Annotated in this window: 7 protein-coding genes; all 7 read right to left on the reverse strand. The window is 34.0% G+C overall.

Going from position 1 to position 16,169, the window contains the following annotated elements:
• Positions 1-2: 2 nt before the first annotated feature.
• A complete protein-coding gene (locus tag P0R33_RS21190) occupies positions 3-2,414 on the reverse strand; it encodes a glycoside hydrolase family 2 TIM barrel-domain containing protein (RefSeq protein WP_276173149.1) in 2,412 nt (803 codons plus the stop codon).
• 69 nt (positions 2,415-2,483) lie between these two features.
• On the reverse strand, positions 2,484-3,674 hold the full coding sequence (locus tag P0R33_RS21195) for a glycoside hydrolase family 88 protein (RefSeq protein ID WP_276173150.1): 1,191 nt from the start codon (positions 3,672-3,674) through the stop codon (positions 2,484-2,486).
• A gap of 181 nt (positions 3,675-3,855) precedes the next feature.
• On the reverse strand, positions 3,856-5,376 hold the full coding sequence (locus P0R33_RS21200) for a RagB/SusD family nutrient uptake outer membrane protein (RefSeq protein WP_276173151.1): 1,521 nt from the start codon (positions 5,374-5,376) through the stop codon (positions 3,856-3,858).
• Between the two features lie 187 nt (positions 5,377-5,563).
• Positions 5,564-8,566 carry a TonB-dependent receptor gene (locus P0R33_RS21205; RefSeq protein WP_276173153.1) on the reverse strand — a complete coding sequence of 1,001 codons (3,003 nt, stop codon included), beginning with the start codon at positions 8,564-8,566 and terminating at the stop codon, positions 5,564-5,566.
• A 216-nt stretch (positions 8,567-8,782) separates the two neighbouring features.
• Positions 8,783-12,874: a two-component regulator propeller domain-containing protein gene (locus tag P0R33_RS21210; protein ID WP_276173154.1), complete on the reverse strand. Its 4,092-nt coding sequence runs from the start codon at positions 12,872-12,874 to the stop codon at positions 8,783-8,785.
• A gap of 175 nt (positions 12,875-13,049) precedes the next feature.
• Entirely contained in the window at positions 13,050-14,639 is a 1,590-nt protein-coding gene (locus tag P0R33_RS21215; RefSeq protein WP_276173155.1) for a DUF4955 domain-containing protein, read from the reverse strand.
• A gap of 345 nt (positions 14,640-14,984) precedes the next feature.
• Positions 14,985-16,169 carry a mannonate dehydratase gene (gene uxuA, locus P0R33_RS21220; protein ID WP_276173156.1) on the reverse strand — a complete coding sequence of 395 codons (1,185 nt, stop codon included), beginning with the start codon at positions 16,167-16,169 and terminating at the stop codon, positions 14,985-14,987.

A 16,169-nucleotide genomic window follows, 5' to 3' on the forward strand; every position in this document is an offset into this window, starting at 1 on the left:
TTTTATTTAACCGGAATTCTCAAATATTCTCCTTTAAAACTCTGATTCAAAGCCGTCATTTCAATCGGATTTCCAGAACCATCAGGAATAACTTCGATTGAAGCTTTTCCGTTTGCCATTCTGATGGATTCGCTGCCTGTTGGTGTTCCTTGATTTTTTAAAGTTTTACCGCCTTTTAGACATTGAAAATAAACACTTTCTTCATAATCTAAACAGCGCAGATTGTTATTATCAATTGCAATTGCTGTTACTAATAAATTGCCATTTTTTAATTTTTCTGATGAAAGTTGCAATGATGAAGCCGTATCGTTTTTATTGAAACGATAATTGACTTTTAAAGTATCAGAAACCGTCTTTCCTTCTTTTGTTTTTCCAATTGCAATTAGAATATTTTCTCCTTTAGTAAAATTGACATCCCAAGTCAAGCCAATTGCGGGATAAAGCGAAAGATTTCGTTGTTTTTCTCCTAAAGATTTTCCGTTATGAGATAAAGTTACTTTTTCGCAATTACTGAAAACACTAATTGTTCTCGCCGTATTTTCTGGACCTTGGCGTTCTGTCCAAGTATGCGATTCGATGTAAGCAAAAGGTTCTTTTGCCCAATAACTTTTAAAAACATAATACGCATCTTTCGGATTTCCATTTCGATCTGTCAATCCTTTTTGGTTCATGTACGGAATATCATCTTCTGGACGTAAAGGCGTAGCAAAATCCTTAAATGCCCATTGAATATTTCCCACAAAGTTTGGATCATTTTCAGATACATGCAAATGCCAATCAAATAAATCTACTATATAATTTTCGCTCCAATCTCCGATTTGGGCAATGTTTGCAATTTTAGTCTGAACAATGGCTTCTTCCCAGCCTTCGGCTTTAATGACATTTTCTCCCGTTACTGGATTTTCGCTGTGACGGCCAACATGACTGTCTCCGCCATATTCAGCATGAATAAAATGTTTGTATTCTTTTTTATAAACGTCAATCGCTTTTTGATAACTTTTGTAACTTCCAGAATACCAACCAGACCAGATAGAAGGAGAAAAAACATCTACAATGTGCGAACCTTCATAATATTTTCTAATTGCTGTTTTTCTATTTGAATCGAGTTTGTGGGCAATGTCATTCAATTCATTTAAAAAAGCATTGGTTTTATCGGCATTATCTCCATCAGGAAAATCAGGAAGCCAGTTAATTTCGTTTCCTAAAGACCAAATAATAATACTTGGGTGATTGTAGTTTTGGTTGATGATTTCTTCCAGCATATTCTTGGCATTCGTTTTCCAAACTTCATTCCCAATTCCGCCGCGACACCACGGTAGTTCATCCCAAACCAAAAGACCAAGTTCGTCACAAGCTTTATAAATTTCAGGATCTTGCGGATAATGTGCTAAACGAACAAAATTAGCACCCATTGCTTTAATCGATTTTATATCTGCCCAATGCTGTTCGTTGCTCATTGCCGCACCAACTCCAGCTTGTTCTTCATGACGATGCGTTCCGCGAATTAGTAGACGTTTTCCATTTAAATAAAACGGACCATGATCTTTAAATTCAAACCATCTAAAACCTACTTTTTCTGAAACACTGTCTTTAATTTGATTTTTTTCTGATAAAACAGCAGAAAGACTATATAAATTAGGTTTTTCAGTATCCCAAAGTTCTGGATTTTTGATGTTTTCGAAAGTGATAGTTGAAGTTTTATCTGAAACCAAAACTGTTTTACTAGCTACTTTTTTGCCTTTCGGATTTTTTAAAGTTACTCTCAATGATAAATCTTTTGAATTATCAGGATTTACAATTGAAGAGATAATTTGCACAGAAGCTTTTTTAGCAGAAACTTCTGGAGTTGTAATTTTTATATTTTCAATATGATTTTTGTATTGAGAAACTAGCCAAACATCGCGTGTAATTCCACCATAAATAAAGAAATCACTTTTTTGAGACGGAATGATTTCTATATCATAACTATTATCAACGCGAACAAAAATGTCGTTATTTCCTTCTTTGATGAAGTTCGTAATGTTAATTGAAAAGCCAATATAACCGCCAATATGACTTCCAGCTTCTTTTCCGTTTACATACACTTTTGTAGTTACATTCGAACCTTCAAAGTATAAAGAATAAACTTTGGTTTTGTCGATTTGCGGAATATTTAATTTTTTTTGATACCAGCTTGCATCACGTCGATAACCCGGATTTAAATCTGTTGCGTCTTCAGCGTTCCAAGTATGAGGTAAGTTTAGTGAAACCCAATTTGAAGCTTTTTCCGCTTCGTTGAGGTTTGTAGTGTGATTTTCTAAATAAAGCCAATTGTCGTTAATGTTCATTTTTGTCTGAGCAAAACTGCTCAGACAAATCTGAAACAAAACAAAAAGCGCAAAAATTGAAAATGTATGGTTATGTCTTTTTTTCATAGGTTATTTTTTTAGTGACAAAGTGACAAAGGCTAAAAGTGACAAAGGCTAGAAACCTTTGTTACTCTGTTACTTTGAACCTTTGTCCCTTTGTCTAAGAAGTGCTTCTAGAAAATAATAATCAGCATAAATTATTGGTTCGTCTATTTCATCATGTTTTGGCCAGTTTCCTGTGCTATGATCGAAAAGAAATGGAGCCTTAATTTCAGTATCTAGAATGTATTTATCGGTTTGTACAGAAGTCATCAGTTTATCTGCAAATGCCAAATAATTTTCTTTCTTGGTATAATCATACAATTCGTATAAAGCTGAAGCCATAACCATAGCAGCAGAAACATCTCTTGGTGAATTTGGAATACTTGGATCTTTTAAATCCCAATATGGAATTCCGTCTTCTGGCAGGTTTTTATTTGTCATAAAAAAGAGAGCAGTAGCTTCTGCCTGTTTTTTATATGCTTCGTCTTTTGTATAACGATATGACATTGTAAAACCATAAACTGCCCAAGCTTGTCCACGAGCCCAAACCGAATCATCGTTGTAACCCTGAAGAGTAGTTTTCTTTCTAACTGCACCCGTATTTGGATTGTAGTCGATGACGTGATAACAACTGTTGTCTTCCCTAAATTGATTTTTTAAAGTGGTATTAGCGTGTTGAATCGCTACGTTACGATATTTCGGATTTCCAGATAATTTGGAAGCTTCAAAAAGCAACTCTAAATTCATCATATTGTCAATAATTACCGGATAATCCCAAATTTCCTTATTGAAATCCCAAGAACGAATAGAACCCACTTTTGGATTAAATCTTGTGCATAAAGTTTCAGCGCCTTTAATAATCACCGCTTCGTATTCTTTCTTATTTTCCACTTTTAGAGCTTCTCCAAAACTGCAAAACACTTTAAAACCTACATCATGCGAATTACTGTTGACACTTTCCTTTTTGCTAAACGGAGTCCATTTTTGAGCTTGTTCTTTGTATTTTGAATCGCCTGTTAATCGGTACAATTGCCAAAGATTTCCAGCAAAAAAACCGCTTGTCCAATCCTTAGAAGGTACTTTGCGAATTTCTAATGTTTTAATGTTCATACTTCTCGGCATCGACATAGAATCAACAGGATAATCGAGTAGCATTTTGTAACGCATTTCCAGTTTTTCTGTCGCTGCTTGAGTGTTTTTTTTGGGAGAATTAATTCCGGATTTGCATGCTGTTACCAACGATGCAAACCCAAGAATTAAAGAAATGAAACTGACATTCTTCATATTTAAAATAATATTTTTTTAGTATCTAAACTAAATTTTAGACGCGGATTTTACGGATTTACTTCGTAAAAACAAGGATTAAAACGGATTTTAAAAAATATAGATTAAAAAAATCCTCGAAAATCCTCGTCTTCGCGATGGCGAATCCGTTTTATCTGCGTTCAATACTAATTGTGCTAAATTAATAACCAGGATTATTTGGTTTTAGATTCGGATTAATAGCCAATTCAGTTCCTGGCAACGGCCATAAATAATCTTTATTCGGATCGAAATTAGCATGTGGTTCTAAACCAGCTGGACCAAAAACTTCAGGACCAATTTTAAGTCTTTTAATATCGTACCATCTGATATATTCAAAAGCCAATTCTAATCTTCTTTCGTCAACAACCATTTTTCTAAAAGCATCTTTAGATAAACCTGGAGTAACATTTGCTGGAAAAGAAACTTGTTTTCCTGCTTTGTTTCTTGCTCTTGCGCGAACACGATTTACATAACCATCAGCTTCCGTTGTTCCTGGAGTAATTTCGTTTAAAGCTTCGGCTGCAGTCAGTAAAACTTCTGCATAACGCATTGTAATGTAATTATGCTGAGAAGTTCTTCCGTTTGCACCAGCTTTTCCCGGAAAACGGAAATATTTTGCAATATGCGGACGTGGCGCTTTTTCATTATCACTTGAAGGAAAAACTTGCAAAGAACCGCCTGGACCTGTTTTCTTTCTAATAATAGTATCAAAACTTACTGCTCTTCTATAATCTCTCTGATCCCAAGTAGTAAATACTTTTAAAGAAGGAACGGCAACCGAAAATCCTTGTCCATAACTGTAGCTGTCATCTTTTAGAGAACCTGTAAAAAACGCTGTATAATCTTGACCATAATTTCCTGAAGTTAAGTTGTTAAAGTCAACTGTAAAAAGAGGTTCTTTTAACGAAGCAGTTTTTGTAGCATTAAACAAATCCTGAAAATCAGCATCTAAACCTAAACCAAATTTAGCTTCGTTTGTAATAACAAATTTAGCTTCGTCATAAGCTTTTTGATATTGTCCTAAAGTTAAATAAACAGAAGATAAATATCCCGCAGCTGTACCTTTTCCGGGAACTGCTTTTACTTTTGGTTTATCTTCCAGCCATTGTTTTGCAAATTCTAAATCGGCAATAATTTTAGGATAAACATCTGCTTCTTTTGTTTTAGTTATCGAACTAACTTGTTTTACATCATTCACAACAAAATCGATGTATGGAATGTCTCCAAAAAGACGCACCAAATGATAGTAAGTAAATGCTCTGGCAAAATAGGCTTGAGCCACGATAGCGTTAACTTTTGCTGGATCTCCAGGTGTTTTTTTTGCACCTTCAATCGCTTGATTTGCCGCCGTTATAATCACGTAAGATTGTGGCCAAAAGTTGGCAACAAGTGCGTTGGTATCATTCATGCCCATATCATTTACATCAATACGAGCTGCTTGCGTGGTTCTATCGCCAATATCAGACATATCGTCGCGAAGCATTAAAGCAATTGTAAATTCTCGTCCCCAATAATTATTGTGTGCGATGTTGGCAAATGCACCATTTACTGCTGCTTGCAAATCATCTGTATTGTTGAAAAAGTTCTCTGGACGAATAACACCAACCGGATGTTCTTCCAGATCGGAACAGCTAAAAAAAGCGAGTGTTCCGAATAATAAAAAAGCGATATATTTTTTCATAATATTATTTTTTGATATTAGGGTATAACTTAAAACATAGATACATAGCTTTTAGGAATGCTAAATAGGCATTTCACTTGCATTAATAATCATAGTGCTTTGTGTATAGCTATGTATAAAAGCTAGTTTTTTTAATTCTCTTCTTCTGAAAAAAATCTATGTTTCTATGTGTTTAATATTATTTAGATTAAAATTTAAGGTTAAATCCGAATGTAAATGTTCTTACGTTTGGATATCCGCCATAATCTAATCCTAAATTGGTGTTACTTCTTGAGTTGGTATCGTTTAAGTAGTTTGTTTCAGGATCTGTTCCTGGATAATCGGTAATAGTCCAAAGGTTTTGAGCACTGATGTAAAAACGAACTTTGCTTAATCCCATTTTCGAAACAATTTTTTCATCCAAACTATATCCTAAAGAGATGTTTTTTAGACGAATATAACTTCCGTCATAAACAAATCTTGAAGTGATTCTTTTGGTTCTAGCTGCATTTATAGGAACATTTGTATCTGTATTTGTTGGTGTCCAAGCGTTTAAAACTTCTGTTGTGGCGTTATTGTTTCCAGAAGCCAATTCCATCAAAGTATAGTTTAAGATTTGACCTCCTTGCGAACCTTGGAAGAAGATATTTAAATCCAGATTTTTATAAGTGAAATCATTATTGAATCCGAAAATGAAATCAGGATTTGGATTTCCGATAATCGTTTTATCTTGCGAATCTAATTTCCCGTCGCCATTTACATCTCTGAATTTTTCACCTCCTGCAATCGTTTCAAAATTTCCTGGTAAAACGGCTTCTCCTTGCTGAATTACACCATCATAAATAAATCCGAAGAAAGAACCAACCGGTTGTCCAACTCTCAAAATCTGCGATTCAGTTGCTAAAAAGTGACCAGGAGCAGAGTTGATTAAAAGATCTTTGTTATCCGCTAATTTTAATACTTTGTTTTTGTTTGAAGAAATATTAAAACTTGTTGACCACGTAAAATCGGCACCGATAAAGTTTTTAGTATTAATACCTAATTCCCAACCTTTATTTTCTAATTCACCCACATTTTGAAGCTGAGAAGCAATTCCAGAAACTCCCGGAAGCGGTCTGTTGAACAATAAATCTTTGGTAATTGTTTTATAATAATCTGCTGTAATGCTAATTCTGTTATCAAATAAACCTAAATCAATTCCGTAATCTTGTTGGTATGAAGTTTCCCATTTCAGATTCGGATTATCTAAAGAAGTTAATTGAACCGCATTTACAATCACGTCGCCGCTGACATCATAAATTTCAGAGAATCTAGAAAGAGTAGAGTAAGCGCCGATTGATGGATTTCCTGTCGCTCCGTAACTTGCTCTTAATTTTAAGTTCGAAATAGTTTTATTGTCTTTCAAAAAGTTCTCTTTTGCTATGTTCCAACCAATTGCTCCAGAAGGGAAAGTCCCGTATTTGTAATTTTTACTAAAGCTTGAAGAACCATCTCTTCTAGCCGTAAATGTTAGCAAATATTTATCGTCATAATCGAAGTTTAACCTTCCAAAAGCAGAAATTAATTCAGTTTCAGACAAGTTAGAATCTGGTTTTAAGAATACCGTTCCAGCTCCTAAATTTCTATACGAATTCGTATTTGTTAAAAAACCTCTTGAAGCGGCATAAGAACTTTCGTTTTTGTTTTTTTGGTATGAATATCCTCCAAGAACAGTTAAAATTCCTTTTGCGATAATTTCACGTTTGAAAGTCAAGTAATTCTCTGTCAAGAAAGAAGAAAATCTAGTATTGTTTACAGAAGCTTCTCCTTTAATATTTTTTCCTGCAATTAAAGTTGACGGAATAAATCTTCCGGTTTGCGAATTATTATCGGTTAAGCCTAAAGTTGTTTTAAAATCAAGATCTTTAGTGATTTGATATTGCGCAAAGAAATTGTTTCGGTTTACGATAGAAACTGTTTCCAAGATATTTTCCATTGCCGTTGCATACGGGTTGTCAATATCATCTCCAATTGGAGCCGTTGTCGTGTATGTTCCATCTGCGTTGTAAATTCCTTTGTCTGGCATAAAACGGTATGCAGACGCAATTACACCAGCAGCACCAGTTCCTCCAGCACCAGTCTGGCTAATAATTCCTTCTTTGTTTTGTTTACTTGTAAAATTGTTTAATCCAACTTTCAATTTTGGAGTAAGATTCGCTTCAAGATTCGCAACAATGGTGTATTTATCAATTCCAGAATTAATAACAACTCCATCTTGGTTAAAATAAGTTCCCGAAACATAATACTTAATATCTTCTGAACCGCCAGAAAATGATAATTGCGTATTCGAAATCATTCCATCACGATAAATAATATCTTGCCAATCTGAATTTGCAGGACCTTGCGTATGCGTGGTAAAACTTTTGCGGTAAGCTGCAAACTGATCGGCATTCAATAAATGCAATTTATTATTTACAGATTGTACAGAAGTTGAGTTGCTAAATTCAATTACAGGTTTTCCAGGTTTTCCTTTTTTAGTCGTAACCATGATAACTCCATTTGAACCTCGAGATCCATATATAGCCGTCGCCGAAGCATCTTTTAAAACTTCAATCGAAGCGATATCTTGCGGAGCCGGCATTGCTACTCCTGCAAAACCGTCAACAACGATAAGGGCATCACCGCTGGCATTAATAGAAGTTCCTCCACGAACCCTGATTTTTACAGGAGCGCCTGGTTCGCCACCATTGTTCGTCATTACAGAAACTCCCGCTGCACGGCCTTGCAAAGCTTGTTCTGCATTTAAAAGCGGATAAGCAGTCAATTCTTTTGCCGTTACAGAAGAAACAGAACCTGTAATGTCACTTTTTTTACGTGTTCCGTAACCAACTACGATTACTTCGTCAAGTGCTTTGGTGTCTGGTTTTAAACTAACATTGATTACGGTTTTGGTTCCAACTGGAATTTCAACGGTTTGAAATCCGACAAAATTGAAAACTAAAACAGCATTTTTTTCTCCTACAACGACCGTGTAATTTCCATCCATATCGGCGGAAGCTCCAACAGAAGAATTTTTAATATAAACATTAGCACCAGGAAGTCCGAGTAAATCTTCGCTAGAAGTTATCTTTCCGGTAACTTTTCGTTCCTGTGCATTCATCATGATATTTACTAGTAAAAAAGAAACTAGTAAACACCATTTAAACGATTTGTTTTTTTGGTTTGTAAACATTCATTTTTTGGTTTTAAGGTTAATAAGTTAGATAAAGTAGAAAAGCAATAAACTCATTCCGATGATGATAATGACAAATAGAATTTGCAGCAATAAGAAGTTTGTTTTCTTGATTTTCATATCGCAAATGTAGAAGCCAAAAAAGAAACAGAAATACAAAAAAGGGTATCTAAAAATACAGATACCCTTTTTTAAGCCTTTAAAAATGCGGATTGTTTAAAATGTTGCCGAAGATTTATAAAATTTGTCGGCATATTGAGAAGGAGTTTCTCCATACTTTTTCTGAAAGCATTTGCTAAAGTATTTCGGATTATTAAAACCAACTTTATAACTGATTTCTGAAACGGTTAATTTATTTTGTTCTAATAATTGAGCGGCGCGTTTTAATCTTATTTCATGAATAAATTCATTTGGTGTGCAATTGGTCCAAGCTTTAATTTTTAAAAATAACATGGTTCGGCTTACGCCTAATTCAGAACAGAAAAACGGAATATCGAATTGTTCGTTTGATATGTTTTCTTCAACAATTTTAAAAGCCTTTTTTAATAGTTCTTCATCCAAAGAAGAAACCGTGATTTCTGACGGAATAAAACTGTCTTCGCTAGAAAACTTGATTTTTAAACGTTCTGTTGTATTTAAAAGGTTTTTAACGCGAAGCCTGAATTCCATTAAGTTGAAAGGTTTACTGATGTAATCATCGGCACCGCTTTCTAGTCCTTCAAATTTATAAACTAATGAAGATCGAGAAGTGAGCAAAATAACGGGAATATGACTGGTTTTAATGTTTTCTTTAATTTTAGAACAAAGCTCAGTTCCAACCATTTCGGGCATAATCACGTCGCTGATAATTAGGTTGGGAACAAATTTTAATGCTTTTTCTAAAGCAATTTTTCCATTTTCAGCTTCGATGATATTATAATCTTTTTTGAGAAGGTTTTTCATGAATTTTCTCAAAACCTTATGATCCTCAACCAATAAAATGGTTTGTTTTTCTTCATTTACAATTAAATCTTCAATGTCATCATTTTCAACAATTTCAGAAGTTTCCAATTGTGCAGAATATTGCTCAATATCGTCACTGATTTTAAAGTCAGTAATAATTTCACTATCCAAAAGATGTTCGCGACCAAGCGGTAAAGTCACTGTAAAAATAACTCCGCCAGTTGGTTTATTCGTAACATCAATTTTTCCTTTATGAAGCTCGACAATGTTTTTTACAATCGAAAGCCCGATTCCAGTTCCTTTATTGTAATTTTTCTGAACTTGATTGTGTGTCGGAACTTCAAAAAATAAATCAAAAATCTTATCGATATGTTCTTCAGAAATACCAACTCCTGAATCTTCAACAGCAATAAAAAGATTTTGCTGATCGTGATTTATTTTAATATGAATGGAACCTCCTTTTGGAGTGTATCTAAAAGCATTAGAAATCAGATTATAAAATACACGTTCGAGTTTGTATCGGTCAAAATAAACCAGAATTTCTTCGTTTTGAGTTTCAAAAGTATAATCGTAACCGCCGTCTTTGGCATATTCTATAAAAGATAAAAAGATTTCTTTGGTAAATTTGACAATGTTTCCATTTGCTGATTCTAACGTAACTTGGTGATTTTCTAGTTTTCTAAAATCCATTAAACGGTTAATCAAACTCAATAGATGATTGGCACTTCCTTCAATAACCAAAAGCTTTTTGTACATTTCGTTAGTTCCGTTGTAATCAGCCAAAATTTGCTGTAACGGACCTAAAATTAAAGTCAAAGGTGTTCTAAATTCATGCGAAATATTGGTAAAGAAATCCAATTTTAATTTGTTGTTTTCTTCAATTCGCTGTGTTTCCAGGTATTCCAATTCCAGTTTTTGCTTCAATCTCGCTTTCGATTTCATAATCCAAATCAAACCGTATAAGCCCAAACCAATTATAATTCCGTACAATAAAAATGCCCAAATACTGCGCCACGGAGCGGGATTTACAATTACAGTTAATGTTGTAGGATTCTGATTCCAAACGCCGTCATTATTGGCACCGCGAACTTCAAAAGTATAAGTTCCCGGATTTTGAATCGCAAAATTGGCTTCGCTGTTTTTAGTCGTCGTCCAGTTGTTTTCTAAACCAACCAAACGATAACTGTATTGATTGTTTTTAGATCGAATGTAATTCGGAATCGCAAAATTGATGGAGAAATTTGCTTTATCATAATCTAGAGTAATCATTTTGGTAAAGCCGATACTTTGTTCTAAAATTCCATCTTTGTCATGCGCATTGATAATTTCGTTTTTAATTTTTAAATCAGTAATCAAAACCTGCGGCGCATAATTATTTAAGGAAATTTTTGATGCATCAAAAAAGGTAGCACCAGATGGACTTCCAAAATAAAATTGATTAGAACTTACTTTTAAAGCAGAATTATCATTGAATTCATTACTTGCCAAACCATCTTTCTGATCATAAATAACGACCGATTTTTTAGATTGATTGTATTTTATAATTCCCTGATTGGTACTTATCCATAGGTTTTTAGCGTCGTCTTCTAAAATAGAATGAATAGAAGTAATGACCGTATTTCCAACTTTGAGATTAATTCTATTGAATTTTTTTCCATCAAAAACATGAAGCCCTTTTGCTTTTGTTCCTACCCAAATTTTATTTTGAGAATCTTCAAACAATGTCAAAATATCATCACCAGACAAAGCCGAATGATCGTAAAAGAAATGCTGTATTTGATATTTCTTTGGATTAAAATTTCGAAGCGAAATACGATTTAATCCATTTTGTGTTCCAAGCCATATTGAATTTTGTTTGTCAATCAAAATACTGCGAACCATATTATTGGTTAAGAAAACTGGTTTAGAAGTTTCATTTCCAATAATTTGGAAGGTTTTATCTAATGTGTTATAACGAATTAAACCTTTGCCAAAAGTTCCAATCCATAAAATTTTGTTTTCAGCTTTAAGCGAATAAACACCGCTTTCTTTTAATAATTCGGTTAAATCAGACGCAATTCTGTTATCCTCAATTTTTTTAGAAATGGTATTATAAGCCGATAATCCTTTCGAGAAAGTTCCAATCCATAAAATGTGATCGTCAGAAAGACACATCGCTTTTATATCGTTTTTATTAAATTGTCCAGTTTTGCTGTTGATGTAACTTATAGCTTCAGAATTTTTATTGTAAATTGTTATTCCGCCACCTTCAGTTCCAAAATAAATATTATTGTTTTGGTCTGAAATAATGGAACTTACCACATCAAAACTCATTGGAATTTTTTTTGAGGTTTGGTTGTAATTAGAGAAATTAACATTCGAAACATCCCAAAGATTCACGCCTTTGTAATAACAGCCAATCCAAATCGATCCTTTTTTATCCATAAAAACCGACTTTACTTTGTCGATTCCGTTCGCGTTATTGCTATTATTGATTTTTTGAAGACTTTGATCTTTTCCTAAAATATAAATTCCGTCATAAGCGCCAACCCACAAAGAACCTTGATTGTCAATTACTAAAGATCGAATATCAGTATTGATTTCGCGGTATTTTTCAGCAGGTAAAAAAGAAACAAAAGCTTTTTCTTTTTGATTGAATTTCAAAAGCCCTTTATTTTTTGTTCCTACCCATAAACTACCATCTTTATTTTCGATAATCGATTGAACATTTAATAAATCTGTTACATTTAAAGGATAATTTTTAAAGGATAATTTTCCATTTTTTCTATTCGTTAATTGACATAAACCTTTCGTAGTTCCAATCCATATTTCTCCTTTTGTGGTTTTTAAAATACTAAGAATATTATTGCTTGGAAGAGTTGAAGCATCATCATCTGAATGGAATACGGAAGTAAATAATCCCGATTTTTTATTTAAAATGGTTAATCCTTTTGAAGTTCCGAACCACATTTCGCCTCCAATTTCCCGAATGCTCCAAACAGCATTATTACTTATGGTGTGATTAGCTTTGGTGTGTAGATATCTCGTAAAACGATTAGAAATAGGATCGTAGCAATTTAATCCGTTGTAAGTTCCAACCCATATTTTTCCTGAATTGTCTTCTTCAATTGCCAAAATATCATTGTTACTAATCGAATATTTATCGGCAGTATCATTTCTGAAAATGGTAAATCGGCTTCCGTCATATTTGTTTAAACCGTCACGCGTTCCAAACCACATCTGTCCAAATTTATCCTGATGAATGGCAATGACAGAACTTTGCGAAAGTCCGTCGGTTGTAGAGAAATTTTTAAGACGGTATTTATTTTGGGAAAATAGGTTTCCTGAAATAAAAAGCAAAACCAGAAAGACTATTTTGTATTTCATAGCATTTGTATTATGGTGAAGTTTTTTGCCACAGATTTCACAGATTAAAATGATTTTTTAGCCACTAATTCACGAATTATAAAAAATGATTTAAAAAATTCGTGATTTGTTATTAATCTTAACGCAAAGAAAAATAATCCATTTAATCTGTGAAATCTGTGGCAAATTTTTGAACCTATTTTAATCGTTTTTTTAATTGATAATCATACAAAGACGGAATTTTTTCTACAGGCGTGTTTAAAAATTCAATATAAGGATCAACGTCGTATTTGATTTCAAATTTAGTATTTCCATGAACACCAATAATCCTTGCCAAAGCGCCGTCTTTCATTCCGTACAATAAAACTGGTTTTGAAACATTTGGATTTTCAACTTGAACACTTAAATTCCAAAAAGTACTGAAAGGTCCGTGCGATGGTTTCCAATAGTCTGCGCCGCCGCCGCCAAATAAAAGATAGCTATTATTTTTGTCAGGTGTAATATGAACGGTAATATTATCAAATAAATTTTGATGATTTGCTCCCGAATGCTGATCTAAAAGCGCATCGTCAAAAATCTCACAATTTTGATATACATTTTTAGTTGAAAATGTATTGAAACTCAAAGGATGAACTGCCTTATTGTAGATTTTCAAATTCTTAACTAAAACATTATGAACACCTCCCAAAGTTACGGTATAGTGTGACAAATGCGGTCCGTCGGTTGTAATATCTTGAATGGTAACGTTAGAAACTTCTTCGGCTAAAATACCGCTGTCGGCGTTGGTGATTTTTACATCTTGTACCCAACTATTAAATAATCGAGTTAAGAAAATACCATTATTTCCAGGTTCAACATGATGCGCTACTCTCGGAATATCAGGAAAAGTAAAGCGAAGATGTTCGATTCCGACTTCATTTAAATGTTTCCATTCTATCAATTGTGCTTGATAATTAGGTTTGATCGAAATGGTTAAAGGCGTTTTTAAAGTAATTTTTGAACCTGAAATTTTAAGAATTTCAACTTGCTGTCTTACAATTGGAAGTTTTGGAAATTTCCAATGATGCGAGCCAGGCTTAACTTTTGCACCTTGATATAAATCTTTGATAATTTCGCCATTTTCACCCTCTTTATTAAACAATTGCAATTCGACAACATCGCCAACTTTCAAGCCTTTTACGTCAGAAACGTTGATAATATGTTCGCCCATTTTTCCTGAACTAACTTTTGCCAGCGGATTGGATTCTGGTTCATATTTATCCAGATAAGATTTTACACGCTCACCGGGAACTTGTATCCAGATAAAACCTCCCGACCAAGCGTACTGAGAAAAAGGAAGATCTATATTGTTTTCTGCTTCGCGTTGTCTTTTATCAAAAGTGGTTAAATATTCACGTAATTCTGCCAGAACTTCAGAATCTTTGAGATACATCATCGGTCTTGGACAATAAATTTCGGTTCCGTTTTGATCTGAACCAGCACCGCGAAGAACAAAATTGCTTCTTTCTATATAGAGAATATCACTAAGAATGATTTTTCCTGCGGGCAATTGCAAAATCACATTTCCTTCAACTGCATTTGCCGCTTTTAAAGCTTTTAATAAAGCTTTTGAGTCGTCAAGATTGTCATTTGCTTTAACGCCATAATCTACGGCATTAATAATTTTTCCATTTGATTCTAAAATCTGGCTTTCGCCGAAATGATAGCCAGCGTAACTGAAATCTGGAAGATAATTTGTTTTTGAAGTAATAATTTTAGGTAATTCCTGCGCCAATATGGTATTCATAAAAAAGCCACAGGAGAGGATAATGGCTTGGCGAATCATGGTTTTGTGGTTGTTTGTGGTTAGTTAGTTTTTTTTGATTTGCCGCTAAGGCGCTAAGGTTTTTGTTTTTTCTCCCGCAGATTCAGCAGATTTGGCGGATTTTTTGTCATTTCAACGTAAGAAGAAATCGCACTAGAAATTCTCCAATCTTTGTTGAGCTACTTGTGCGATTTCTCGTCCATCGAAATGACAAACTAAACTTTTAAATTATCTGCTTAATCAGCAAAATCTGCGAGAGAAAAAAAATCTTTTTAATCCGTTTAATCTGTGGCTTAAAAAAACTTAGCGCCTTAGCGGCAGAACCAATTATAAAGATCTTTTAATCCCTAATTCTAGTCCGCGTAATTCTGCCAGACCTCTTAAACGTCCAATTGCAGAATAACCTGGATTTGTTTTTTTCTTCAAATCATCCAACATTTGGTGTCCGTGATCTGGGCGCATTGGCAATTTGCTGTTATTTCTTTTTTCAACTTCCAAAATCGCTTTTACCACTTCATACATATCAACGTCACCTTCAAGATGATTGGCTTCGTAGAAACTTCCTTCTTCGTCGCGTTGCGTGCTTCTTAAGTGAATAAAATTCATTTTATCGCCGTGACGTCTTACAATTCCAGGTAAATCATTATCAGCTCGTACACCGTAAGAACCTGTACACATTGTAAATCCGTTTGATGGAGAAGGAGCAGCATTCATTAATTCTACTAAATCTTCCTCAGTACTTACCACTCTTGGTAAACCTAAAATTGGATAAGGAGGATCGTCTGGGTGAATTGCCATCAAAACGCCTTTACTTTCTGCAACAGGAATAATTTCTTTTAGAAAATGAAAAAGATTATTCTTTAAAGCTTGTCTGTCAATATGATTGTAAGCGCTCAAAGTAATCAAGAAATCTTCAACAGAATAAGCTTCTTCAGCTCCAGGAAGTCCAGCCAAAATATTTTGCTGTAGTTTTACTTTATCTTCAGCAGTCATGGCTTCAAAATAGCTTTTTGCTTTTTGTTTTTGCTCTTCAGAATATTCATTTTCTGCGCCTGGTCTTTTCAAAATAAATAATTCAAAAGCTGCAAACGCGTTGATATCAAAACGTAAAGCTTTAGAACCATCTTCAACCGTAAAAGACAAATCTGTTCTAGACCAATCTAAAACTGGCATGAAATTATAGCAAACGCATTTAATACCGCACAAAGCCAGATTGCGAATGCTTTCTTTATAATTTTCAATGTATTGAAGATAATTTCCAGTTTGTTTTTTAATGTCTTCGTGAACGGGAATACTTTCTACAACCGACCAAGTTAATCCAGAAGGGCCTTTTTTAGGATCTCCATTTTCGTGTTCGATTTCTACTTTTCGTTTAATAATTTCATCAATACTCCAAACTTGTCCGTTTGGAATATGGTGTAAAGCTGTTACAATTCCGGTTGCTCCAGTTTGTGCAATATCTTGTAAAGAAACAGGATCATTTGGTCCGAACCATCTTAATGTTTGTTCCAT

It is taken from the genome of Flavobacterium sp. YJ01 (assembly GCF_029320955.1).
Taxonomy (GTDB): domain Bacteria; phylum Bacteroidota; class Bacteroidia; order Flavobacteriales; family Flavobacteriaceae; genus Flavobacterium.